The sequence below is a fragment of the Pseudomonadota bacterium genome (assembly GCA_034189865.1).
GTDB lineage: Bacteria > Pseudomonadota > Gammaproteobacteria > UBA5335 > UBA5335 > JAXHTV01.
Genome location: JAXHTV010000004.1, coordinates 94238 through 119607 on the forward strand (window position 1 = coordinate 94238; position 25370 = coordinate 119607).

Here is a 25370-nt window from a genome sequence, read left to right on the forward strand (position 1 = left end):
GAACAGACGCTCAACGGTATCAGTCACCGGGCTCGGATTCGTAATCGAACTTGGGCAAGGCATTGGGGGGAAAAGCAGTCGCGACCTCTTCCGCCAACATCTGAAAATAAGGAACCAACAAAGACTCCTGCCATACCGATTGCTTGGGCAGAGTCGTCAAACCGGCCAGAAACACCGCCAAGGCCACGACCACCACACCGCGTACCGCGCCGAAAAACACCCCGACCACCCGGTCTGCGCCGTTCAAACCAACCTGACTGACCAAATGCGTCGCCAAAGCGGAGAGCACAGCCCCAAATATCAAAACACTCAAAAACAGAATCAGCACCGCCAGAATCAAACGCAACATCGGTTCGTCTATCAGGCCTGACAGGTTCTGCGCCAAAGCTTCTCCGAACAAGACCACCGCGACGACTGCGCCCACCCAGGTCAATAACGAAAAGGATTCCCGGACAAAACCGCGCCAAACCCCAATCAACAGCGAAACACCCAACAGGGCCAAAATGACCCAATCGATCCATACCAGCACGTCGAAGGAAACCTCCTCATGATCACGCCGCCGCCCCCAGCAGCCACGTTAATTAAGAATCGGGAACAACTCGCCCGTTGAGTCCCAGCTTGCTCTGGATCTCGACCTGCTGACGAGTGGCGGCTTCCCGGCTTGGGAAGGAGCCTGACCGGACCCGATACAAAGTCCGACCGTTGATCACCACCTGACTGATGTCCGCCGATATCGATTGCTGGCGCAAACGCGCCGCCAAGGCGAGCGCATTTTGCTCGTTGCCGAAACTGCCTAACTGAACCGTCCATTGCCCCTGAGTCGCGGCGGTGACCGACGTGGGCTTGGATTCGGCTTTCGGCGTTGATTCGCTGGGCGGCTCAGTCGTTGGCGACTCCAGCTTTTCCAGCGGTTTCGATGGCTCCACCGAAACAGGAACCGCTTTCGATGGTTCGGTCGCTGTCGACGAATCCGCCGTAGACTGGGGCTTAGGTTCGTCCGCGACCCCTGCGGGTTCACTGACCGGCATTTTGGCCGGGGCAGCGCCGGCAATACCCGACGATGGCTCATCTCGCGTTTCGCCGACCTCCGCTTTTGCAGGATCACGGAATGCCGAGCGAGCCGCTTCTTCAAGATAAATGTTTTCGACACGGCGCGGAGGTTCGCCTTCCGCAGGCAATTCTAAGGGAACGATTTTTTCGTCGACGTCCGCGTCCCGCTCTAACAACATGGGCAGGAACAAAAACGCCAATACCCAGAGAACAGCGGCCCCCACCAGCCGACGTTTCAGTACTGAATCCATCCGCAGCTATCCCTCCCCCGACCCTTGAAAAACAGCATTATAGCGATTCGCAACGCGCCTCGCCCGCGGTATGGAACGAACCGGTCGCCAGCACCACATCCCCAGGACACGAATCCGCCAACGCCGTGCGAAACGCTTGGCCAACGCTAGAGAACAAGTGGATTTTCTCGGAAGGCACGACGCCCGCCATCCGCTCCGCCAACTCACCTGCGGACAGCGCGCGATCACCGCCCAATGACGCGAGATACCAGAGACCCACCTCGCCGGCCAAGGCCTCTCCAAAACCCGCAACGTCTTTGTCCCGTAACATCCCCAAGACCGCCCGTCGCGTGCCTGACGACTTCAAGGCTCGCAAATTGTCCGCCAGTGTCAGTGCCGCGTCTGGATTGTGGGCCACATCGAATACCTGAGTGACCTCACCGGCCACCACCTCGAATCGGCCAGGCAAACGCACCGCTTTCAGACCGGCACGGATGTGGTCTTCCGCCGTAGGACAGCGATCCTCGATACAGGCAAGAACTTGCAATACCGCCGCGGCATTGTGCAGTTGAAACCGGCCCGGCAACGCGGGGTAGGGCAAATGTTCGAGATGGCGCTTATCGCTCCGCCACTGCCATTGGGTATCCTGGGACGACACCAGAAAATCCTGTCCCTGACGGTATAGCGGACTGGCCGTCGCATGCTGCAGGAATCCAGCGGGTGGATCGGGATCGCCGCAGACCGCCGGACGACAGGCGCGGGTGATGCCGGCTTTCTCACGCCCAATGGCATCTCGGGTTGCCCCCAACCACGCTTGGTGGTCAATCGCAATTCGGGTAATCAAAGCCACGTCCGGATCGACGATATTCACCGCATCCAAACGCCCGCCCATCCCCACCTCCAAGACCGCCACATCAAGGCGCTCGCGGGCGAACAGATCCAATGCCGCCAGCGTACCGAATTCGAAATACGTCAACGACTCGTCCCGCCGGACACGGTCCACGCGGTCAAATGCCTCGCAAAGTGCGTCATCGCCAACGTCCCGGCCGTCGATCCGGACCCGCTCGTTGTAGCGAACCATGTGCGGTGAGCTGTAAACCCCCACGCGATAACCGGCTTGACGGAGGATGGCCTCGAGCATCGCGGCCGAAGAACCCTTGCCGTTGGTTCCCCCCACCGTGATCACACAATGGGCGATACGCCCTAAACCCAAACGGTTGTAGACCGCCGATACGCGATCCAAACCCAAGTCCATAGCACGCGGATGAAGCCGCTGGATCCAGTCCAGCCACTCGGAGAGCTGATCGAAGCGCATCAACCCTCGGCGGGCGCCGTTTTTCTCACCAACAAATGCAGCACGCTTGCCAAGCGATCGCGCATTTCCCGCCGATCCACAATCATGTCGATGGCGCCGTGGTCTAACAGAAATTCGCTGCGCTGAAACCCTTCGGGCAAGGTCTGCCCCACCGTCTGCTGGATCACCCGCGGCCCAGCGAATCCGATCAGCGCGTTGGGCTCAGCCACGTTGATGTCACCCAACATACCCAAGGACGCGGACACGCCGCCGGTTGTGGGGTGAGTGAGCACCGAAACGAAGGGAATACCCGCGGCCGATAACTGGGCCAGCGCGGCCGAAGTCTTGGCCATTTGCATGAGAGAAAACAGATTTTCCTGCATGCGGGCGCCACCGCTGGCGCTGAAGCAGATCAGGGGGGCCTTGTCCTCCAGGCTCAAACGGGCCGCTCGCACGAACTTTTCGCCCACGACCGAACCCATGGAACCACCCATGAAACGAAAATCGAAACAGGCGGTGACCACCGGAAGCTTCTTGAGCAGGCCCTTCATGACGATCAGCACATCCTTCTCGCCGGTGGCTTTTTGCGCCTGAACCAAGCGGTCTTTGTACTTTTTACTGTCGCGGAACTTGAGAATATCCACCGGCTCGACGTTACCGAACACCTCCACGCCCGATGCTTCGTCCAAAAAATCCGCGAGACGTTGGCGGGGTTCGATGGGCATATGGGCCGAACACTTGGGGCAAACGAACACGTTGCGCTCGGCTTCCGGCCGATACAACACCGCGTCACAGCTGGAACACTTGCTCCAGAGCCCTTCGGGAACATTCCGCTTCTGCTCGGCCTGGGTACGAATTCGAGTCGGAACCAATTTGCTGAACCAGTTCATAGATCCTATTCCACCGCCAATTTTCCGGAGCGATCCGTGTCCACACGGTCGATCGCCGCGCGCATCTGCCGGAGCAGATCGCCCACCACGGCCGCCGCCTTTTCGCCGTGCGCCTCCACTTGCTTGACCAAGGCACTGCCAACGACCACCGCATCAGCCAGCCAAGCGACCTGGGCGGCCGATTCCGCGCTGCTGATACCAAAACCGACCCCGACAGGCAGGTCCGTCTTGGCGCGAATCCGTGAAACGTTGGTAGCGACCGCGTCGGTATCTAAGGTGGCGGCACCCGTGACGCCTTTCAACGACACATAGTAAACAAACCCTTCCGCGGTCTGACAAATCCGCTCGATTCGTTGATCTGTGGTGGTGGGGGCGATGAGAAAAATGGGATGCAACTGCACTGCACGCAACGCGCGCAGTAGCTCTTCACATTCTTCCGGCGGCACATCCACCGTTAACACGCCATCCACCCCCGCGGTGGCAGCCGCATCAGCGAACGCCTGATAGCCTTTTCGCTCGATGGGATTCAAATATCCCATCAGAATCACCGGCGTGGTTTGATCCTGCTGACGGAATTCGCGGACCAAATCCAACACGGTTTGCAGATCCGTACCCGCTGCCAAAGACCGTTCGGCCGATGCCTGGATTACCGGTCCGTCAGCGATGGGGTCGGAAAATGGCACGCCCAGCTCGATCAGATCAGCACCCGCCTTCACCATCTCGTGCATGAAACCCGCGGTGGTCTGTGGATGCGGGTCGCCCGCCATCAAGTAGGGAATCAATGCCGTGCGGCCCTGTTTTCGTAGTTCTTCAAAACGCGCGACGATGCGGTTCATAGGCTGATCCCTTCCAGCGCCGCGACGGTATTGAGATCCTTGTCGCCCCGACCGGACAGGTTCACCACGATGACCTTGTCCGGCCCCAGATCGGCGGCCAGGCGTTCAGCGTAGGCAATGGCATGGGAACTCTCCAGGGCCGGAATGATGCCTTCCACACGGGTCAGGCGGTGAAAACCCTTGAGCGCCTGTTGATCATCGATGGCGGCATAAGTGGCCCGGCCAGTATCTTTCAGCCAGGCGTGTTCCGGGCCCACGCCGGGATAGTCCAATCCGGCGGACACCGAATGGGCCGGCAATATTTGCCCATCGTCGTCTTCTAGCAAGTAGGTGCGATTACCGTGCAAGACGCCGGGCCGGCCAGCACACAGGGGCGCGGCGTGTTGGCCGCTGCTCATGCCGTGCCCGGCCGCCTCCACGCCATGGAATTGCACCTCGAGATCACCCAAAAACGGGTAGAACAAACCAATGGCATTGGAGCCCCCGCCCACACAGGCTACCAAGGCATCCGGGAGCCGCCCCTCGCGGTCTAAGATCTGACGGCGCACTTCACGCCCGATCACACATTGGAAATCCCGTACCATTTGGGGATAGGGATGAGGTCCGGCGACGGTCCCGATGACATAGAACGTGTTGTCAACGTGGGTGACCCAGTCCCGCATGGCTTCATTCATCGCGTCTTTGAGAGTCCGCGTACCCGACCGGACAGGCCGAACTTCGGCCCCTAATAGCTTCATCCGGAACACATTGGGCGCTTGGCGCTGAATGTCTTCTTCACCCATGTAGACCACGCACTCCAGGCCTAAACGGGCGGCCACGGTGGCTGTGGCCACGCCATGCTGTCCGGCACCAGTCTCCGCGATGATCCGGCTTTTGCCCATGCGTTTGGCGAGCAAAATCTGTCCGATGGTGTTGTTGACCTTGTGCGCACCGGTGTGATTCAGATCTTCCCGCTTGAGATAGAGCTTTGCGCCGCCGGTCTCGCGGGTCCAACGCTCGGCGAAATAAAGCGGTGACGGCCGTCCGACATAGTCGGCCAGATCTTGTTCGAACTCCCGCTTGAAATCCGGGTCTTCGCGATAGCGCCGATAGGCTTGTTCAAGCTCTTCCAAGGGCTGAATCAACGTTTCCGGAACAAACCGCCCGCCGTAGGGGCCGAAATGTCCCCGCGCATCGGGCAGCACGTCTCGGGTGTCAATCGAAGCTGACACTGTTCACACCTCGCACAAAGTCACGTAATTTGTCCTTATCCTTCACGCCCCGCGCTTGTTCCACGCCGCTGCTGACGTCAACAGCCCATGGCCGAACGGCGCGAACCGCATCGCCGACATTGTCGGCCGTGAGACCGCCAGCAAGTATCAGTGGCCGGCCCAGGTCGTCAGGGATTTCATCCCAGGCGAAGCGCTCGCCCGTCCCCCCCGCCGCACCCGGCGCATGGCTGTCCAGCAATATGCCGCGAGCGTGACGATGTGTCTCACCCCATTCGGATATCTGCCGCGCCTCGTCCACGGAAAAGGCCCGAATGTAAGGGCGCCCGAAGCTCTCACAGAAAGTGGCTTCTTCCATGCCGTGAAACTGGATCATATCCAGCGGCACCTGCGAGAGGACATCATCCACCCAATCACGCGGTGGATCGAGGAAAAGCCCCACCAGCGTCACGAATGCCGGCACGTGACGCGCGATCTCCCACGCTTCAGCAGGCGTCACGTAACGCGGGCTGGGCGGATAAAAAACGAAACCGATGGCATCGACGCCGAGTCCGGCTGCTTCAATGGCATCTTCGGTGCGGGTAATACCGCACACCTTGATCCGCGTACGACCGCTGTGCATCGGCTTCGCCCCCGGTAAAAAAGGCCAAGCCTAGCAGATTTACCGAGTGCCTTCATGGTGCAATTCGTCCGCCGTTCGAAAGAGCGTTGAATCGCCATCCGGGGACGTCGAAGACGCGGGAAAATCGTATTGTGGAGGGTAGCCCACGGCCGTCAAATACAAGCCATGCGGATCGGCGGTGACACCACCCAGGGTACGGTCCCGGTGCACCAACACTTCGCCCACCCAGTCGGGGGATCGATCGCCTTTTCCCACCGCCATCAAGACGCCGGCAATGTTTCGCACCATGTGATGAACGAAAGCGTTGGCGCGGACATCGATCGCCACCAGCGGACCCACTCGACGAACGGCAACGAAATCCACCCGACGCCAGGGCGTGCTCGACTGGCACGCCGCCGCGCGGAACGAGGAAAAATCATGTTCTCCCACAAGCACCTGGGCCGCGGAATGCATCCGCCCGGCATCGAGCGGATAGTGGAACCAGGTCACCCGACCGTGGTAAGGGCCGCTGCGTGCGCGCCGGTCTAAGATTAGATAACGATATTGCCGCCACAACGCCTCATAGCGGGCGTTGAACGACTCGGGCACTGCTCGAGCCCACGCCACGCTGATATCCGGCGGCAGGTAACGGTTGACGCCCAGAACCCAGGCGACCTCGCTGCGCACGTGTTGCGCATCGAAATGCACCACCTGCCCCAGGGCGTGCACACCAGTATCGGTTCGGCCAGCCGCCATCACCGAGACCGGATGATTCGCCACGCGAGAGAGAGCCTGCTCCAAGTGTTGCTGAATCGTCTGGGCATCATCGCGCTGGCGCTGCCAGCCGTGGTAAGCCAAACCGGAATATTCGACGCCGAGCGCCATTCGATAGGTCATTGTGACAATGGTAATGGGCGAAGTTCGCGCTGCAAAGCACACCAGGGGGCTAAACGCCCCTTCACCCGGAGCCCAAGTGGAGCAGCACGGTTTTGATCCGCACAAAGGGTAAAGGCCGAGGATGCCTTACACACCCTCGGCCTTGCTGAGGTCATGAACTACAACGTCGATAGCCCGTCTTAAGGCAATTCCGCTAACAGCGCTTCGGCCTCTTTACGCTGCTCCGGCGTACCTTCCTCAATCACTTCGGTGATTAAGGCCCGCGCGCCCTCGGCATCGTCCATATCCAGATACGCACGTGCCAGATCAAGCTTGGTGCCAACGTCGTCTTTGGTTCCGAGATCTTCGTCGTCTTCCAGGACATCGCCGACCGGCTCATCGACTGCGTCCATGGTCAGCGGCTCGTCAGAAGACGTGTCGTCTGCGTCGGCACCTTCGACGACAGGGATATCCATTTGGTCCAGGAGCGTTTGCGCTTCTTTCCGCTGACTTTCGTTACCTTCGGTCAGCACTTCGCTCAGAACGCGGCGGGCATCGTCGATCTCGCCCATTCCAATATAGGCTTTTCCGAGATCAAGCTTGGTCTCGACCTCGTCTTCCCCTTCCGCAGCCAAGGGGGCGTCCTCGTCGCTAAACGCTTCTTCATCTTGATCGAGGTCGAACCCGTAGTCTTCGCCGCTTTCATCGGCCCCGGTGGAACGGCTGAGGATCTCGGTTGCATCCGATTCAGCAACCTCACCAGCAACGGAAGTCTTGGCCTCGTCACCTTCCGTCCACGAGCTACCCGTTTCGACGTTGAAATCCAAGCCTTCGTCTTCCGATGCGTCTGCCGCACCGGAAAACGCACTGAATGCACCGCTACCTTTACTCTCGGTCTCGTTTTCATCGCCCAATTCGGATTCGGTACCCAAATCCAAATCGAGGAAATCCGAATCGGCAGCGTCGGACGGCGCACCATCTTCCACGAAAAGGGATTCATCCGGGAACATTTGCTGCCCCATAATCGCAGCACGCTCCCAAGCCGAATCAGCCTTGCCCGGCGGCGTCTCTGCCAGCTCGTTGGCGAACTTCAGGAAATTGTCGCGATCACTGGCCGCAAAATAGATTTCCAATCGTTTAAGTTTGAGATCACGACGGTCCGGGTAACGAACCAACGCTTTCTCCACCACTTCCAAAGCCTCGTCGTACAAGCCATAGGAGATGTTGAATTCCGCTTCGGCCAAGGGGTCTTCGGCGTCAACGCCCAATGAGGCAGCTTCGGCGTCGTCTTCGATCACTGCGCCAGGCGCACCCTCCAACGCTTCGGTGGGCTCATCGACGACCGGCGAATCGGCTTCGGATTGATATTCTGAATCACCGTAAACCACCGTATCTTCGTCATCGTCGATCAGTGTCTCGTCGGTGGATTGGGGTATCTCCGAGTCCTCAGGTAGTTCCTCCTCTCCACGGCCCCGACGCCGGAGCAAGAGGTAGAGAACCAACAAAACCAGTAACACTCCACCCAAAACGAATGGCTGTTGGATGAACGAGAGGATCCGATCAACCAAAGGCTGCTGGGTAGCGGGCGCTGGCTCCCGCACCGGCTTGGTCTCCGGTTGTGCCGCTGGCGCTACCGGCTCGGGTTGAACCGACTCAGGCCCCTCCATCATGGAATCAGCCGCTTCAGATTCTTTGGATACAGCCTCACCGGTTTCGGACAACCCGGCGTCAGCCGTCTCTTCGGTTTCGACCATCTCCCCAAGTTCGGATTGCATGCCAGCCAGTTCGCTGTCACCTAGCTTGAGAAGACCCGCTGTTTCTTCGGCGGGTGCGGCGGCACCATCACCGGCGGCAGAGACACCATCGGCCGGTTCGTCTTCCACCATGGCCAGTTCGGTTGATTCCGCGGCAGACGCCTCTTCCTCTAACCCGACCGGCTCATCCGGGGGTACGAGTTGCAAACGCGGGGTTGTTGGCGTTGCTTCAGCTTCGGCAATGACTGGCTCGTCACCGGCCGGCTCTTGCTCGGGCTCTTCCCTCACCGGCTCGGTTTCCGAAATCGCTGCGGGAGCCGGCGCCGGAGGCGTCGGAGCAGATGCGAGGCGGGATTGCTTCCACTCAGCCCACTGCTCATTTTGCCGCTTGGCTTCTTGGAATGCCTCACGCCGACTGATCCGTCGGATCTCTTCTCGGGATGGAATACGCAACACGGCTCCCGCTTTGAGGCGATTGATATTGCCCTGGAAAGCATCTGGGTTCCGTTCAAAGATCGCGATCATCATTTGATTAATGCTGATCGCCTCACCGCCCCGCATATCCTTCGCGATGGTCCACAAATTCTCGCCGCGAACCACGGGGCCGTAATCAGACTCGTCGTCGAGATCGCCGACCATCCCCTCTTCGATAGGGACCGGTTCGGGAATCGGTGTTTCCGTCGCGACCGATTCAGCTGCCGCGGGCGGTTCGGATACCTCTTGGACCGGTTCCGGTACGACTAATTCTGGTGAGGAAACCGGGGTTTGAGGTTCCTGAACTTGCGGCGCTGGGACTGGTGCGACCGTGGGTTGCTGCGGCGTAGTGGGCGCCCGATCGATAAGCACCGGTGGATCAAGGAGAATTGTGTACTCCCTGACCAAGCGACCTTGCGCCCAATTGACTTCGACCAGAAAGCTGAGGAAGGGGTCACGAACGACTTGGTTGGAGGTAATCCGGATGTAAGAGGATGCGCCCTGGCGGATGACTTCGAACTCGAGTTCTCGCAAGATCGGAGTCCGTTGCAACCCAGCGGCTTCGAAGGTATCGGCGGGCGCTAATCCGACATTGATCGTATTAAGCTCCGCGGATGTTACCGACACCAAGGGCACCTTGGCTTCCAAAGGCTCGTTAAGGTACGAACTCACCTCGATATTGCCCAGTCCCAGTGCGAATACGATACCGGGCGCGAACGAAAGACACAGTGCCAACGCACCGGCCAGAGTCTTGCGCATCATCACTCCAAAACACCCCTAGCCATGCCAAACCACATGAAAGACGCGACACTTAAACAGAAAAGATGGAAAATCATCTTTACAAAAAGCTTTATGAATGGAGCATAACTATAGTCCAGTAGTGATCTTTTACCAAGACTCAATCTCTGGAAACTCCACCCCACGCCATTCTCTCTGGCTCTTATCGGCCGAGATTCGGAAATTTAAACCGCTTTAGCATTCTAGATCACGAACTAGAACCATTCGGCGACGTCAGAAAGCCCAAAATCGACGGGCCAGACAAAGAGCGAAACCGAAGGACCCGTTGGGCCCGAAAACATCGCGCACCGAATGTCGGATCATCGCTCAAGAATGATGCGGAGCGCCCTGCGCAGTGGTTCAGCGGCCCCCCAAAGAAGTTGATCGCCCACAGTAAACGCATTGAGGTACTCCGGCCCCATGTTCATTTTCCGCAAACGACCGACGGGCACCGTCAACGAGCCGGTCACGGCCGCCGGGCTTAACGCTTCCAGGGTCTGGTCACGGTCATTGGGGATCACGCGTACCCAATCGTTGGCTTCACGCAGAATACTTTCGATTTCGTCCAGCGGAACGTCGCGGGTGAGCTTGACGGTCAGTCCCTGGCTGTGACAGCGCATGGCACCGACCCGAACGCAGGTGCCGTCGATGGGAATCGGCCGATCGGAACGGCCCAGAATCTTGTTGGTCTCGGCCTGGGCTTTCCACTCTTCCCGGCTTTGTCCGTTTTCCATGGCGACATCGATCCACGGAATCAGACTACCCGCCAGCGGTACGCCGAAGTGGTCGACGGGAAAATCCCCGCTGCGCAGCGTGTTCGCGACCTGACGGTCGATTTCCAAAATCGCCGACGCGGGATCGTCCAGTAACTGCGAAACATTGCCGTGTATCGTGCCCATTTGGCGGATCAACTCGCGCATATTCTGCGCGCCGGCGCCCGATGCCGCCTGGTAAGTCATGGCGCTGACCCATTCCACCAAACCGGCGTTGAACAAACCGCCCACCGCCATCAACATCAGGCTGACGGTGCAGTTACCGCCGATGAAATTGCGGATACCATCGTTTAGGGCTTGATCGATCACCGGCCGGTTGACGGGGTCGAGCATAATCACGGCGTCATCGGCAGTGCGCAGGGCGGAGGCCGCATCGATCCAGTAGCCATTCCAGCCCGATTGGCGCAGGCGCGGGAAAATCGCCTTGGTGTAGTCGCCACCTTGACAGGACACCACGGCGTCCAGTTCTTGGAGTGCGGCCACATCGGTCGCATCGGCCAGGGCCGGCACGTCGCGGCCGATATCCGGTCCCGGCAAGCCGACTTGGGACGTCGAAAAGAAAAACGGCTCAATGCCGGAAAAGTCATTTTCCTCACGCATGCGCTGCATGAGGACGGACCCCACCATGCCGCGCCAGCCAACGAAACCTACTCGCACAATACCTCCTCGAACCGCAATCTGATCAGAGCGCCGCAACCACTGCTTCGCCCATCGCCTGGGTCCCGATCACGGTGTCGTCCCCTTGAGCGATATCGGCGGTACGCAAACCCTTCGCCAACACGTCGCGGACAGCTGTCTCGACCCGGTCGGCCATGGCGGGCTCGTTCAGCGAATAGCGTAACATCATCGCCAACGACAAGATCGTTGCCAAAGGATTCGCCTTGTCCTGACCGGCAATATCCGGCGCGGACCCGTGCACGGGCTCGTACAACCCCTGGCTGGATTCATTCAGCGACGCCGATGGCAACATGCCGATGGAACCGGTGAGCATGGCGGCGATATCGGAAAGCACATCACCAAACAAATTGCTGGTGACCATGACGTCGAATTGCTTGGGCGCACGGACCAATTGCATCGCCGCATTGTCGACGTACATGTGTGACAACTCGACCTCCGGGTATTCGGTCTGTATCACTTCCGTGGCGACATCCCGCCACAATCCGGACACATCCAGCACGTTGGCCTTGTCCACTGAACACAGCCGCTTGCCCCGGCGCATGGCGATTTCTGCCGCCGAGCGGACGATACGGGCGATTTCCGACTCGGAATACCGCATCGTATTGAAGCCCTCCCGCTGGCCATCCTCTCGCGTTCGGATGCCGCGCGGCTGGCCGAAATAGACCCCGCCGGTGAGCTCTCGGACGATGAGAATATCCAGGTCCGAGACGACATCGGCCCGCAAGGTCGAGGCCTGGGCCAACTCCGGGTACAGGATAGCCGGACGCAGGTTGGAGAAAAGCCCCAACTCGGCACGTATCCGCAAAAGACCGGTCTCGGGCCGGCTGTCACGCGGCAAGGTATCCCATTTCTCCCCGCCGACGGCCCCCAACAGCACCGCATCGGCAGACCGGGCCAGTTCCAAGGTGCGTTCCGGTAACGGCGAACCGAGCTCATCGTAGGCGATGCCGCCGATCAAGCCGTGTTCCAAATCCACATCCAGGGCATATTTTTCGGCCAGAGCCTCAAGCACTTTGACCGCCTGACCGACGATTTCGGGCCCGATGCCATCTCCGGGCAGAACGAGAATTCTTTTTGTCATTTCAGTTTTGTCCTTCATTCAAGGGTTTCCGGCCGGCAGGATTAAACTGCGTTTCCCGGACCCGTGATAAACCGCTGTGCGCCAAAGTCGCGGCATATCTACGAAAACAACCAGGGTGCCTCGGCTTTGCGTCGTTCCTCGTAGGCCCGAATCGTGTCTGCCTGCTGCAGGGTCAACCCGATATCATCCAGCCCGTTCAGCAGGCAATGCTTACGGAACGAGTCCACCTCGAAGGTAAACTGTTCACCGTCCGGCGTGGTGATGATTTGGGCCGCCAGATCGATGGTCAGCTGATACCCGGGGTTCGCCTCGACCGCCTCGAACAGGCGATCCAGCGTCTCGGCGCTTTGAACGATGGGCAACAAGCCGTTCTTGAAACAATTATTGAAAAAGATATCCGCGAAGCTGGGCGCGATCACGACCTTGAACCCATAATCGGCCAAAGCCCAGACGGCATGCTCGCGGGACGAACCACAACCGAAGTTTTCCCGCGCCAGGAGCACTTGCGCGCCCTGGTATCGCGGCTGATTGAGAACGAAATCGGGGTTGATCTCGCGCTTGCTGTTGTCCACATCCAGGCCGCCGGTATCCCGGTACCGCCAATCGTCAAACAAGTTGGGCCCAAAGCCGGTCCGCTTGATGGACTTGAGAAACTGCTTGGGGATGATGGCATCGGTATCCACATTGGCCCGATCGAGAGGCACCACCAAGCCGGTCAAAGTTTTAAACGCTTCCATGGTATCTACCTCCTCAGTCGAACTTACGGATATCGACAAAGTGTCCGGCGATCGCCGCGGCGGCGGCCATCGCCGGGCTGACCAAGTGAGTACGCCCCCCCTGGCCCTGTCGCCCTTCAAAGTTGCGATTCGAAGTGGACGCGCAACGTTCGCCGGGCTCCAGGCGATCAGCGTTCATGGCCAGACACATGGAACAACCCGGCTCACGCCACTCAAAGCCTGCCTGAGTGAATATCTTGTCCAGCCCTTCCGCTTCGGCCTGCTCTTTAATAAGGCCCGAGCCCGGCACCACCATGGCCAATTTCACCGACGGCGCCACTTTTTTGCCTTCTGCGACCGCCGCTGCAGCGCGCAGGTCTTCAATGCGAGAGTTGGTACAGGAGCCGATAAATACTTTGTCGATAGCAATGTCTTCGATGGAGGTATTGGCCTCCAAGCCCATATAGCCGAGCGCCCGGCGCATCCCCTCGGCCTTGACAGGGCTGGACTCAGCGGCCGGATCGGGCACGGACGCGCTCACCGGCACCACCATTTCGGGCGAAGTGCCCCACGTCACCTGCGGCTCAATAGCCGCCGCATCGATACGTACGACCTGGTCGAACTGCGCATCCGGATCGGAATGAAGGTCCGCCCAGGCCGCCACCGCCTGCTCCCATAACGCACCCTGAGGTGCCATAGGCCGACCCTTGACGTAATCCATGGTTTTCTGGTCCGCTGCGATGAGCCCCGCCCGGGCACCCGCTTCGATGGCCATATTGCATACAGTCATGCGGCCTTCCATGGACAGCGCCCGAATCGCATCACCGGCGAATTCGATGGTGTAGCCCGTGCCACCGGCAGTCCCAATCCGACCAATGATGGCCAGTACGATGTCTTTGGCCGTGATGCCTGGCGCCGCTTGCCCATCGACCGAAATTAACAGCGTCTTGGACTTGTTTTGCATGAGGGTTTGCGTCGCCAGCACGTGCTCGACTTCCGAGGTTCCCACGCCGAAGGCCAAGGCGCCGAAAGCGCCATGGGTTGCGGTGTGGGAGTCCCCGCAGACGATGGTCATACCCGGCAAGGTAAAGCCCTGTTCGGGTCCGACGACGTGCACAATGCCCTGACGCTTGTCGGTCATGGTCAGTTCGGTAATCCCGAACTCCTGGCAGTTTCGATCCAGCGCGTCCACTTGCGCACGGGAAATCGGATCCGCGATACCTTGGGCACGCCCCAGCGTCGGGACATTGTGATCCGGCACAGCCAGATTGGCATTCACGCGCCACGGCTGACGGCCTGCCAGACGCAAGCCGTCGAATGCCTGGGGCGAAGTGACTTCGTGGACCAACTGGCGATCGATGTACAGCAACGTCGTGCCGTTCTCCTCGACTTTCACCACGTGGGCATCCCAAATCTTGTCGTAAAGTGTCTTACCGCTCATGTATGCGCCCTCTCTTTTACGAATGGTGGTCATTCTAGTGAGGACAAACTATAATTACAATTCATGTTTTTTATGATTTCGATTCCTAATGGTTATGTTTTAGCGCAATGGACTTGAATGCACTTCGCGCCTTTCTGGAAGTGGCCGAACAGGCTTCGTTTTCGCGTGCCGCCGAGCAGCTACACCTCACCCAACCCGCGGTCAGCAAACGAATTGCCGCCCTGGAGGAGGCGCTCGGCACGCCGCTGTTCGACCGGATCGCCCGCCATATCGTGCCGACCCAGGCAGGTCGCGCCCTGATGCCCCGCGCCCGGGAGATTCTCCGCCAAGTGGACGACTGCCGACGGGCCGTAGCCGACTTGTCCGGCGAGGTCGCCGGGCCACTGGTGGTGGGAACCAGTCACCACATCGGCCTGCGTCGGCTGCCGCCGGTACTCAAAGCATTCACCCAGCGCTACCCCAAAGCCGATCTGGACATCCGGTTTATGGCCTCGGAGAGCATTTGCGAAGCGGTGGAGGAAGGCCGGCTGGAAGTAGGGATCGTCACACTACCGCTGGAGCCGCCGGCTACGCTGACCGTCACGCCGCTATGGGACGACCCGTTATATCTCGTGTTTGCCCCCGATCATCCCCTGGCCCGAAAGGACGCACTGACGCCCGCCACCATCGCCCGCTATCCGGCGATTTTGCCCGACCCGGGAACCTTCACCCGGCAGCTGATCGATCAGGCCTTTGAGCGGCACGGTCAAAAACTCATCGCCAAAGTGGAGACTAATTACATGGAAACGATCCGCATGATGGTCTCCATCGGCTTGGGATGGAGCCTGCTTCCGGCCACACTACAAGGTGAGGATTTGATCACACACGACCTCGCCAGTATCCAGACTCGGCGTACGCTGGGCTTGGTCACCCACCGCAACCGCACACTCTCGAACGTTGCCAAGCGGTTGAGCGAACTGCTGTACGATCACAGCGCGCTCTGAAAAAAACCGGAACCACACGACCACGGAAGTCGGACGGAAATTCGAATATGCAACCGATCATCAAGCGATTCGATCCCGGCGCCGAGTTCTACACGGACGAGGCGTGTTACATCAACGAGCTGTCCAACTCGGCGGGTGATCCCGAGATCTCCATCGCCCGGGCTCGGGTCGAGCCGGGGGTCACCACGCGTTGGCACCGGCTGCGAGGGACCACCGAACGGTATTGCATTCTGAGCGGCGTCGGGGTGGTGGAGGTGGGGGATCTGCCGCCACAAACGGTGAGTCCCGGCGATGTCGTGGTCATACCGCCCCTGTGTCGACAGCGGATCACCAACAGCGGGACCGAAGATCTGATCTTTCTGGCGATCTGCAATCCGCGTTTCACGCCGGAGCTTTACGAGGAAATCAGCGAAAAATCGGCGTGATGTGCGCCGGTCGCCATCTCCATCGGCCTGTCAGGCGCCCAGGTGGTCAACCAGATAACGAATGAACGTTTTGACCCGGAGCGGGATGTGGGTCTTGTGAGGATACAAAACGGAGAACGGCCGGGAACAGCCACCGTAGGGCTCCAAGACAGTCTCCAACTGACCGGCTTCCAATGCGTTCTCCACAATGAAGTGGTAGGTCTGATATAAGCCCCCACCGGCTTTCGCCAGCGCGACGCCGCCCATGAGCTCTTCCGCGCAAGTCCAAGTGCCCCGCGTGGGCAACTCGAACTCCACGCCGTCGACCCGGAACAACCACGGAACCGCGCGTCCGCTACTGGGCAACTTGAACTGGATACAGTCGTGAGCGACCAGATCCTCCGGATGCTGCGGAACACCGCTGCGCCGGAGATAATCGGGCGCAGCGACCACCACCAACCGGGCGTCTTCCAGTTTGCGGGCGATCAGTCCCGAGTCCTCGCGCTTTCTGGCCCGGATGGCCAAGTCGTAGCCGTCTGCCACGAAATCGATGTTGCGATTGCTCAAGTGCACGTCGAACTCGACGCGTGGATATTGCATCCGAAAGCCCGGCAACAGCGGCAGAACCCGCAATGTCCCGTACGGCGTCGGCAAACTCATACGAATCAAGCCGGCGGGCACGGTTTGTTTTCCGAGCACCGCCCGCTCCGCGTCGATGAGTTGACTCAAGGCTTGATGGCATTGGGCGTAGTAGTCCTGACCCACCTCTGTCAGACGAATCTTCCGGGTGGTGCGAACAAACAGCCGAACACCCAGTCGCGCCTCCAATCGCGAGATCGCCCGGCTGACGGCTGCCGGCGTCAGTCCGGCTTCGTGCGCCGCCGCCGTGAAACTGCCCCGCTCCACGGCCAAACAAAACAGCTCCACGCTGCCCAACTGAATGTCATCGAAATGGCGCGCCATCTTTTTATTACATCATGTATTAAATAATTTTCGTCGGATCGCATTTTTTAACACAAAGCGACGCAATAAGCTGACTCCCGGTTGAACACCAACCTCAACTGATTGGAGATCGCACAATGAAACTGTATTACTCGCCGGGGTCTTGTTCGTTGCCCCCCCCCACATCCTGATCAAGGAAACCGGGTTGAACGTGGCGCTGATCCGCGTCGACACCGCGACCCACAAACTGCTCGACGGCACCGATTATTTCGGAATCAACGAAAAAGGACAGGTTCCGGTGCTGGAACTGGACGACGGCACGCGCCTGAGCGAAGGCCCGGTCATCGCCCAGCTGCTCATCGACCGCTCGGAGCGAAGGGACCTGATGCCCGCACCCGGAAGCCTCGAACGTTATCGGGTGATGGAATGGCAGAACTACATCACCTCCGAGCTGCACAAGTCCTATTCGCCACTGTTCTACCTCGACATGCCAGAGGCGATGCGGCAAACACTCACCGGTTTGCTCCGCAAAAAATACCAGTGGGTGGATCGACAGCTGGAAGGGAAAAACTACCTGACCGGCGACGATTTCACGGCCGCGGATGCCTATCTGTTTAACGTCACCACTTGGGCCAAACGAGCGGGACTCGACTTGAGCGACCTGTCAAACCTGCAGGCCTTCCAGCAACGGGCCGCCAAGCGACCGGCGGTGCAGGAAGCCATGAAAACCGAAGGGCTGAAGGCCTAAGCAATCGCGACTTGGCCCCCAACTCAAAGGAGTACGACGATGTGGCGACAGACAGTATTGACCGAACGGCTCGATCTGAGCGTGCCGATTATTCAAGGCCCCTTCGGTGGGGGCCTTTCTTCGGTGGAGTTGGCGGGCCTCGTGAGCGAAGCCGGCGGACTGGGATCCTTCGGCGCGCATCATTTGCCGCCTGAGCAGATCCGCGCGGTCGCCCGAGCGATTCGCGAACGAACTGGCCGGCCATTCGCGCTCAATATATGGATTCCATTATCCGATCGCGAACCCCGGGTATCCAATGACGACCCGTTCCGACGCAATGTGGATCGCCTGAAACCTTACTACGACGAACTGGGACTCCCGCCGCCGGAACGCCCGGACCAGTTTTGGCCTCGCTACGAGGAGCAAATCGAAGCCATCCTTGAAGTCAGACCACCGGTCTTCAGCTTTGTATACGGGGTCCCGGCAACCGAGGTGCTGGACCGCTGCCGCAAGACCGGTATTCGAACCATCGGGACCGCGACCACGGTCGAGGAGGCGCGTCAGTTGGATCGAGCGGGCGTCGACGCGGTGGTGGCCACCGGTTTCGAAGCGGGCGGTCACCGGGTTTCGTTTCTTCGCCCGCCCGAGCAGTGTCTAACGGGCACGCTGGCCCTGGTGCCGCAAGTGGTGGACGCCGTCCGATGCCCGGTCATCGCCGCCGGCGGCATCGCCGATGGCCGGGGCATCGCGGCAGCGATCAGCCTGGGTGCCGCAGGGGTACAAATCGGAACGGCCTTTCTCGCCTGCCGGGAATCAGCCGCCAGCGCGACCCACCGGGAAGCCCTGTTCGGCCCGAACGCCGGCGAAACCGCACTCACCCGGGCATTCACCGGCCGCCTGGCGCGGGGCATTCGCAATCGGTTCATGGAGGAAATGACGCGCTGGGAGGACGACCTTCCGCCTTATCCGATCCAAAATTGGTTCACGGCACCGATCAAAGCCGCCGCGGTCAAACAGGGTCGGCCTGAACTCATGTCGTTGTGGGCCGGCCAAAGCGCGCCGCTGCTCAGCCATCGTGACGCCCGGTCGTTGATCGAATCGCTGACCGAGCAAACCGACCGTATCCTGACCCGCTGAAGGAAATAAGCTGCGGTGATCGCCCCGCACGGCACGGTGGACTTCTGCCCTTCCACCGTGCCGCGGCAGCCATCGACTCAGGCCGCCGCCACCGTCAATTTGGGAACGGTCGCCGGCTGATCCAGCGAAATAAAATGACTGGTACCGTGCGTTTCCACCACCTTCAGGTGCGGTTCGGCATGCTTCGCACTGCGCAGCATGGCGCCGCGATCCAGCACCAAATCGCGGGCACCGATCAGAATCACGCCATGGCTGAGGTTTCCGTACAAAGATGCATCGCGCGTCTCGATCCACGCCCGCATGGACCGGATATTGCTCAACACCACATCGAAAGATCTGGCGGAAAAATACAAACCGCGCACCAGCTCAGCCTTACGGGGATTCAGCGGCGCGAACATCCAACCGCCGAAACGTACGGTGTCGATGTGGCGCAACAGGGAAAAGTTGATAGGAAGGAGATAACGGCCCAAACCGTTGAATGCCAGCTCGAGCAAGGGGTGTCCCTTGCCACCGGGCAGCACGGGTGCTTCCAAAATCACGTCGATATCACGGAAACGCTCCGGCGCTTGGGCCGCCGCCTCCAGGATCACGGCGCCACCCCTTGAGTGGCCATGGGCGCGAACGCTCTCACCGCTGACCAAATGCGTTAGCGCCAGATTAAACACGAAGGCGTCGTGTTCAATGCTACCCACCGGATACGGATTTTCACTTTGCGCCCAGGGCGCCTGGTGGGGTGCCTGACTCCGATCCGGGCAGTGGTAACCACTGTTATTGATCAAAACCAGCTCCACGGTCGGATCCATATAGAGCGCTGTAAAGTACCGAAAATCTTCGAGAAAACCATGGACCGCAATCACTGACCGACGGGGCTTGCCTTGCGCCGCCCGATAGCCGATCACCGAATCACCCACTTGATAAATCGCGCCATCGAACGGCTCGTGATTCACCGCCTTAAGTGGTCGCTTCAGCAACCACGTCCGCAGCCCGTGAGTCCCGACCAAGGCCGCAATAAGCAGTAGCACCCAATACATATCTATCCCTCCCGACCACAGGCCCGTGTTAAGGCATGCCCCGCGCCGGTGGGCTCCCTGCCGGCCCGTAGACCAGCAGCGCATTCCCCGGCGCCTCACTGAACAATCCGTACCCGGAATTCACAATCAGTTGCCGACCCGCGACAATGGCGCCCCCGGCGTCGATGGCACCGCCCATCGCGGTGCGACCATCGATCGCTGCAAACGAGCGAGCCGTGTCCGTCTCCCACAGCAAACGCCCGCTGGATACGTCATACGCCTGCACCCGACCATCCAATGTTGCCGCGATGACCATATCCCGCAGCACCGTAACGGCCGCCGAAAGACCGGGATAACACGCATCCGGATCGCTGCACGCCGCCACGGCAGGGGTACTCCACAACACGTGCCCAGTGGCGACGTCGACCGCGTGCAGACCCGGCATCTTCGGCATCGTGGGGTCTTCCGGCTCGGGCGCATCCAGACCGGGAATGGGCGTCAAATAGTCCGAAATGGGGACATAGACCACGCCATCACGCGCGGCCATGCTCCAATGCACCCCGCCAAGGGCCCCACCTCGCCCCAATCTTTGGGTCCAGAGAATTTTTCCTTCATCGTCCGGATCGAGCCCGTAGACAACGCCGGATTTCTGCCCGGCCACCAACATATCGCGACCGTCTCGGCCGGCGACCAGTATGGGCGGTGCGCCGAAATCCAAATCCTTGCCGGGATTCTCGGGACAATTGATTTTTCCCGGCATGGCACAGGCGAAATTCCAGGCATCACGCGGTGTCAGTTGGCGGGACCAGACGATTTCGCCACGGGTCAAATCGAGCGCCAAAATGGCGTCGCTGAGGTGATTGGTGGGCTGGCTGTAGTTCTCGCCGGTGCCGACGTATAGCCGGTTCCGCGCGGTGTCGATGGTCGGCGGACTCCAAATAGGCGCACCAGACGGCCCCCAGCGACGCACCCACAATGCGTTGCGGCCCTGTACCTGCGGCGCTTCCGTGGTATAGGTTTTCCAGATCCGCTCCCCGGTGGCGGCGTCCAGCGCGACCACCGAACCTCGAAACGTGCAACATCCGTAGAACGGGAACGCCGGCAACGCCACTTCAAACGACGAGACCGGGACATACAAGCGTCCCTCGTGAAGCACCGGCGAACCGGTGATGGTGGCCGCCCGGTGACTGTCCACCTCGGTTCTCCACACGCGCTCACCGGTGGCGGCATCCAAGGCATAAGCCCGACCGAAGAAATCCCCGAAGAACAGCAGCCGCTCTCCTTGCGGGCGCGCCTCCCCCAGCGTCAGAGCAGTTCGCACCTCCGCTCCAATACGCGATTTCCATCGTACGCAGCCGGCGTGGCGATTTAAGGCATACACCCACCCACGCTGACTCCCGACGTAGATGGTGTCGGCCGTTACCGCCGGTTGGGAACGGGCCTTGTTGGTCCAGAGGGGAAAACGAAATGCCCACTGCAAGACCAATTCCGGGAGATCGGCAACGGTGAGCGCCGCGCTATCGGCCCTCAAGGCGCGGGCATTGGTCAGATCCAACCCCCAGCCATTGCTCACCACCGGCGATCCGGGATCGAACCGCGCTTGCGGCCCCTCGCATGCCGGTGCAGCTTGCAGATCCCAGTAGGCCACGACGGCCACCAACAAGGGCGCGACCGTCACCGCGGCCAGCAAAATTTTGTAACGGGTTTTCATCCTCGAATATCCGTGCGGTCGCCTTGGGCGCGCCTCTCTCAGTGCCGAACCCGAAGCCCTGCCGGGACGGCAACTTTCGGCGGGAAACTTCCATTGCGTGATTTTTTAACGGATCGCCTGTACGTCATTCGCCTCTTGCCATTGGCCGCTCTCATAGGCGTTCCGGAATTGGCGAACCAGGTCGAAATCCTGCACATCCCAGGGATGAAAATCGCGTCGATAAAACTGGAGATAGTGCCGCCAGGGCATGATGAATTTGCCGTGTCGGCCATACAGAAAGGGAAGCCCGTTGCGCCAAGTGCGCCACTTGAACAGAACGCCGTCCCGAAACAGCAAGGGGCTCATACGCACGGGCACCAGAATCAGAAACATGAAAATCGACGACAACACGATCGCCAGGATCCGCCGCCAATAGCTACCGTCCACGGCTTGGTAAACGTCAAAGGCCACGGCCTTGTGCTCGATTTCTTCGGCGGCGTGCCAATCGAAAAGCGGAATGAAATCCGGGTGTGCGGGATCGCGGAACAGCTCGTGCTCGATCAGCGCTTGATGGGCCAACATGGCTGTGAAGTGCTCCAAGGCCACGGTCATGGCCAAGGCAAACTTGGGCGTGTAGCGGTTGGTGAACTTCAGAAAGGCATCAATAATCTTGTTCTCACGCTCCAAGCTTTTGTAACCCTGCCGGGTCAGGATATCAAGGTGATCCTGGTGAGCATTGGCGTGAGTACCCTCCTGCCCGGCGAAGGCGGTAATCTGCTCTAACAATGCCGGGTCTTTCACCTGATCGCGAAAATGCATCACGCTGCGGACGAAAAACTGCTCGCCCGGTGGGAATGTCGTGAAGAACGCATTGAAAAAATGCGTACGAAACGGATCGTCAGCGAACCAATGCCGCGGCGTCTCATCGGTGATGTTAAAACGCACCGGGCGAGGCTCGATACTGTGCTCCGGCGGTGGCACCGCATGTGTGGTAATCGTCGTCGAGTTCATGATGCTCCTCCTCCTGAACGCCCGATATCACGATCGGAATCATGTGTTAATTTCTATGGCGACCGCCCTCCCGTTCGTCGAGCGGAACCTTCTACTTCCATGATTCACGTAAAGATAGTGACTGTTTAGGCCAACTTCCAATGAAAATGACAGCCGTGTGACGGTCGATCAAACCCGGTCTGACCAACTCGGCAGGAGGGGGCGATGCGGGAAAGCAACAAAGAGAGGTAAGTCGACAGGACAGCAAAGGGGAGCGAAGTGTTTGCCGCAAGGACACGGCCGGATGAGGTCTTGGATGTCGGATTCTGTTGTTACCCACCGCGATGGAGCCCGCGAGTCGCGGGCTCCATCACTTATTGGCGGGCGCGGCGGAGATGGTCAGTGCCCCAGCATCCACGGTCGATTACCGGCACCGGTGGAGGCGCGCAGCTGATGACCGCCATGGTTGCATCCTGGGCCGTGGTGGTGTTTCCCATCGCCGGCCGAGGCGTTTTTTTGCACTTGTTTGGGCTCATGACGCGCCCGTTCGTTGCGCTCGTGGGCGTTCCGAATCGATGGCGATAAAGCGGCCAAACGAGGGGCGGAAAACACTCTCGGCGAGTCGGTCCCGCAATGCGGGCACGCCGATCCCTCGGACGACTGGGAGAGCCGGCGCAATGTTTCAAAACGACCACAGTGCTCGCACTCAAACTCGTAGATCGGCATATTCGCTCCGTTTGGCCATTGCGGCCCTTTTTTGCAACCCACAAAGAAAACACGGACACCGGGAAAATCGGCGCCGAGGCAACCATGAAACTTTAAGACGTGGCCGCGAGATTCACCCCGCTGACGATCGGGGTCGGTCCCGCTGCGGTGGGGTTGACATCGAATTCGAAGATCTCCGTCGGCACCCACAAGGTTGCGCAGCAATTGGGAATATCCACAATCCCGCTGATGTGGCCCTCTACCGGCGCGGTCCCCAAGATCGCATAGACCTGCTCCCCGGTGTAGCCGAACTTCTTCAAATATTCGATAGCATTCAAGCAAGCCTGGCGGTAAGAAACATGGGCATCCAGATAATGTTGTTTGCCCGACTCGTCCACCGAAATTCCTTCGAATATCAAATAGTCCGAGTACTGCGGGGAGAGGGCGCTGGGTTTAAAAATCGGGTTCTTGACGCCGTATTTGGCCATACCGCCTTTGATGAGTTGGACCCGCAGATCAATCCATCCCGCCATTTCGATGGCACCACAGAAAGTGATCTCGCCGTCACCTTGGGAAAAGTGAATGTCACCCATCGACAAGCCGGCCTCTTTGACGTAGACGGGGAAATACACTTTGGAGCCGCGGGTGAGGTTCTTGATATCGCAGTTGCCGCCGTGCTCCCGCGGCGGCACGGTACGGGCCGCTTCGCCAGCAGCCTTCCTGGCCGCATCCGGTGCCATCCGACCCATCAATGCCGTATCGGCGTAGGGCAGTGTCGCCAGCTCCGGAACCCGATCGGGGTCTGTCGCAACCAACGCGGCCTCCCGTTTGTTCCACTCGGCCAGCAACTCCGCCGATGGCAAACAACCAATGAGCCCCGGATGCATGATACCGGCGAAACTCACATCCGGTATGTGTCGCGAACGGGCGTAAATGCCGGGAAACTCCCAGCACGCCTTGCGTGCCTCGGGAAAATGCTCGGTGAGGAAACCGCCGCCGTTCTCCTTGGCGAATATGCCCGTGAAGCCCCACTCGGAACCGGGCAGTGTGCCGATATCCAGAATATCCACCACCAGCAAATCGCCCGGCTCCGCACCCTCCACGCCGATGGGGCCGCTCAGATAATGCACTTTGGTCAAGTCCACATCGCGCACATCGTTGGCCGAGTCATCATCGGCGATCTGCCCACCCGTCCAATCGACGCACTCGACGCGAAATTCATCCCCGGGCTTGACCCTCGCAATCATGGGAATATCGGGGTGCCACCGATTGTGGATTACCCCCCCCTGCTCCGCCGGCGGGAGGTTCACATCGATCTCGATGAGTTTTTTAACCATGGAATTTTCTCCTTCCGTTGATGGGCATGCGTGGTTTTAATACGCTCGGATCCCCGCCTCCCCAGCGCGGATTAAACCGATAAGTGACGACTGAGCTGTTCCGCATCGATATCGGCCCGGTTTGCTTCGTGAATCAAGTTGCCTTTCTCGATGACCGCCACCCGATCGGCGACCGCCAATGTGAAACTCAGCACTTGTTCGGAGACGACAATGGCGATATCGCGCTGGCGCTTGATTTCGTTCAGCTGCTGGGCGAGATCTTTGATAATGGAGGGTTGGATTCCCTCGGTGGGTTCATCCAGCAACAACACCGACGGGTTGCTGGCCAAGGCCCGGGCGATCGCCAACTGCTGCTGCTGACCGCCTGAGAGATTTCCGCCCCGCCTTTTGCGCATCTCGAACAGCACGGGAAAAAGCGCATACAACTCGTCGAACGTGGCGGCGGCTGAATCGCCTTTCGGTATACCGGTTCGGATGTTCTCCTCGACGCTCAGCCGCGGGAAAATCATCCGCCCCTGCGGCACATAAGCCAGACCCCGACGAACCCGTTTGTGGCTGGGCTCACTGCTCAGCTCCTGGTCGTCGAGCGTGATGGCGCCAGACCGGCTCGGCAGAATCCCAATCAAGGCCTTGAACAACGTGGTCTTGCCCATGCCGTTGCGTCCGACGATGGCCAATGTCTCTTTGACACGGGCGGCGAAACTCACGCCGCAAATCACTTCGCTCTGGCCGTAACTCACGTGAAGCTGGCTGACCTGCAGCATGA

The 25370-nt window shown here is 59.6% G+C and carries 23 protein-coding genes and 1 pseudogene; 5 read left to right on the forward strand and 19 right to left on the reverse strand.

Annotated features, from left to right (window positions below; genetic code table 11):
• Positions 1 to 19: 19 nt before the first annotated feature.
• From SVU69_03345 to leuC, 13 genes are all read right to left on the reverse strand, one after another.
• Positions 20 to 529 (reverse strand): CvpA family protein, encoded by a 510-nt coding sequence (locus SVU69_03345; GenBank protein ID MDY6942028.1) that lies wholly within the window; start codon positions 527 to 529, stop codon positions 20 to 22.
• A gap of 52 nt (positions 530 to 581) precedes the next feature.
• Positions 582 to 1301: an SPOR domain-containing protein gene (locus tag SVU69_03350; protein MDY6942029.1), complete on the reverse strand. Its 720-nt coding sequence runs from the start codon at positions 1299 to 1301 to the stop codon at positions 582 to 584.
• Between the two features lie 37 nt (positions 1302 to 1338).
• Complete coding sequence (folC, locus tag SVU69_03355; GenBank protein ID MDY6942030.1) at positions 1339 to 2595, reverse strand: bifunctional tetrahydrofolate synthase/dihydrofolate synthase; 1257 nt, start codon at positions 2593 to 2595, stop codon at positions 1339 to 1341.
• On the reverse strand, positions 2595 to 3464 hold the full coding sequence (accD, locus tag SVU69_03360) for an acetyl-CoA carboxylase, carboxyltransferase subunit beta (GenBank protein MDY6942031.1): 870 nt from the start codon (positions 3462 to 3464) through the stop codon (positions 2595 to 2597). The genes folC and accD overlap by 1 nt, the downstream gene beginning before the upstream one ends.
• Before the next feature lie 5 nt (positions 3465 to 3469).
• Positions 3470 to 4300: a tryptophan synthase subunit alpha gene (gene trpA / locus SVU69_03365; GenBank protein MDY6942032.1), complete on the reverse strand. Its 831-nt coding sequence runs from the start codon at positions 4298 to 4300 to the stop codon at positions 3470 to 3472.
• Positions 4297 to 5511, reverse strand: a complete 1215-nt coding sequence (trpB, locus tag SVU69_03370; protein MDY6942033.1) for a tryptophan synthase subunit beta — start codon at positions 5509 to 5511, stop codon at positions 4297 to 4299. The genes trpA and trpB overlap by 4 nt, the downstream gene beginning before the upstream one ends.
• Positions 5495 to 6130 (reverse strand): phosphoribosylanthranilate isomerase, encoded by a 636-nt coding sequence (locus tag SVU69_03375; GenBank protein MDY6942034.1) that lies wholly within the window; start codon positions 6128 to 6130, stop codon positions 5495 to 5497. Before SVU69_03375 ends, trpB begins: the two co-directional genes overlap by 17 nt.
• 39 nt (positions 6131 to 6169) lie before the next feature.
• The gene (gene truA / locus SVU69_03380) at positions 6170 to 7006 is read right to left on the reverse strand and encodes a tRNA pseudouridine(38-40) synthase TruA (protein MDY6942035.1); all 837 of its coding nucleotides are present in this window, start codon (positions 7004 to 7006) and stop codon (positions 6170 to 6172) included.
• Positions 7007 to 7185: 179 nt separating this feature from the next.
• On the reverse strand, positions 7186 to 9975 hold the full coding sequence (locus tag SVU69_03385) for a FimV/HubP family polar landmark protein (GenBank protein ID MDY6942036.1): 2790 nt from the start codon (positions 9973 to 9975) through the stop codon (positions 7186 to 7188).
• Between the two features lie 335 nt (positions 9976 to 10310).
• Positions 10311 to 11423 (reverse strand): aspartate-semialdehyde dehydrogenase, encoded by a 1113-nt coding sequence (asd, locus tag SVU69_03390; protein MDY6942037.1) that lies wholly within the window; start codon positions 11421 to 11423, stop codon positions 10311 to 10313.
• Between the two features lie 22 nt (positions 11424 to 11445).
• Positions 11446 to 12522 (reverse strand): 3-isopropylmalate dehydrogenase, encoded by a 1077-nt coding sequence (gene leuB, locus SVU69_03395; GenBank protein ID MDY6942038.1) that lies wholly within the window; start codon positions 12520 to 12522, stop codon positions 11446 to 11448.
• 98 nt (positions 12523 to 12620) lie between these two features.
• Entirely contained in the window at positions 12621 to 13259 is a 639-nt protein-coding gene (leuD, locus tag SVU69_03400; GenBank protein ID MDY6942039.1) for a 3-isopropylmalate dehydratase small subunit, read from the reverse strand.
• Between the two features lie 13 nt (positions 13260 to 13272).
• Positions 13273 to 14679 (reverse strand): 3-isopropylmalate dehydratase large subunit, encoded by a 1407-nt coding sequence (gene leuC, locus SVU69_03405; protein ID MDY6942040.1) that lies wholly within the window; start codon positions 14677 to 14679, stop codon positions 13273 to 13275.
• Positions 14680 to 14786: 107 nt separating this feature from the next.
• Here leuC and SVU69_03410 point away from each other — a divergent pair, with 107 nt between their 5' ends.
• Both SVU69_03410 and SVU69_03415 read left to right on the forward strand, forming a co-directional pair.
• A complete protein-coding gene (locus SVU69_03410; protein ID MDY6942041.1) occupies positions 14787 to 15662 on the forward strand; it encodes a LysR family transcriptional regulator in 876 nt (291 codons plus the stop codon).
• A gap of 47 nt (positions 15663 to 15709) precedes the next feature.
• Positions 15710 to 16087 (forward strand): cupin domain-containing protein, encoded by a 378-nt coding sequence (locus SVU69_03415; protein MDY6942042.1) that lies wholly within the window; start codon positions 15710 to 15712, stop codon positions 16085 to 16087.
• 30 nt (positions 16088 to 16117) lie between these two features.
• Here the strand turns inward: SVU69_03415 and SVU69_03420 are convergent, their stop codons facing one another.
• Positions 16118 to 17029, reverse strand: a complete 912-nt coding sequence (locus SVU69_03420; GenBank protein MDY6942043.1) for a LysR family transcriptional regulator — start codon at positions 17027 to 17029, stop codon at positions 16118 to 16120.
• Between the two features lie 116 nt (positions 17030 to 17145).
• Between SVU69_03420 and gstA the strand changes: the two are divergent.
• Both gstA and SVU69_03430 read left to right on the forward strand, forming a co-directional pair.
• Positions 17146 to 17756: pseudogene (gene gstA / locus SVU69_03425) on the forward strand (glutathione transferase GstA).
• Positions 17757 to 17795: 39 nt separating this feature from the next.
• Complete coding sequence (locus SVU69_03430) at positions 17796 to 18872, forward strand: nitronate monooxygenase (GenBank protein ID MDY6942044.1); 1077 nt, start codon at positions 17796 to 17798, stop codon at positions 18870 to 18872.
• A 77-nt stretch (positions 18873 to 18949) separates the two neighbouring features.
• On the opposite strand, the gene SVU69_03435 is transcribed toward SVU69_03430, so the two are convergent.
• From SVU69_03435 to SVU69_03445, 3 genes are all read right to left on the reverse strand, one after another.
• On the reverse strand, positions 18950 to 19903 hold the full coding sequence (locus tag SVU69_03435; GenBank protein ID MDY6942045.1) for an alpha/beta hydrolase: 954 nt from the start codon (positions 19901 to 19903) through the stop codon (positions 18950 to 18952).
• 28 nt (positions 19904 to 19931) lie between these two features.
• Positions 19932 to 21593: a PQQ-binding-like beta-propeller repeat protein gene (locus SVU69_03440; GenBank protein ID MDY6942046.1), complete on the reverse strand. Its 1662-nt coding sequence runs from the start codon at positions 21591 to 21593 to the stop codon at positions 19932 to 19934.
• A gap of 105 nt (positions 21594 to 21698) precedes the next feature.
• Positions 21699 to 22583 (reverse strand): metal-dependent hydrolase, encoded by an 885-nt coding sequence (locus SVU69_03445; GenBank protein MDY6942047.1) that lies wholly within the window; start codon positions 22581 to 22583, stop codon positions 21699 to 21701.
• 381 nt (positions 22584 to 22964) lie between these two features.
• Here SVU69_03445 and SVU69_03450 point away from each other — a divergent pair, with 381 nt between their 5' ends.
• Positions 22965 to 23147: a hypothetical protein gene (locus tag SVU69_03450; GenBank protein MDY6942048.1), complete on the forward strand. Its 183-nt coding sequence runs from the start codon at positions 22965 to 22967 to the stop codon at positions 23145 to 23147.
• Between the two features lie 233 nt (positions 23148 to 23380).
• Here SVU69_03450 and fmdA read toward each other — a convergent pair whose 3' ends face one another.
• Both fmdA and urtE read right to left on the reverse strand, forming a co-directional pair.
• On the reverse strand, positions 23381 to 24604 hold the full coding sequence (gene fmdA, locus SVU69_03455; protein MDY6942049.1) for a formamidase: 1224 nt from the start codon (positions 24602 to 24604) through the stop codon (positions 23381 to 23383).
• 71 nt (positions 24605 to 24675) lie between these two features.
• A complete protein-coding gene (urtE, locus tag SVU69_03460; GenBank protein ID MDY6942050.1) occupies positions 24676 to 25368 on the reverse strand; it encodes an urea ABC transporter ATP-binding subunit UrtE in 693 nt (230 codons plus the stop codon).
• Between the last annotated feature and the right edge of the window lie 2 nt (positions 25369 to 25370).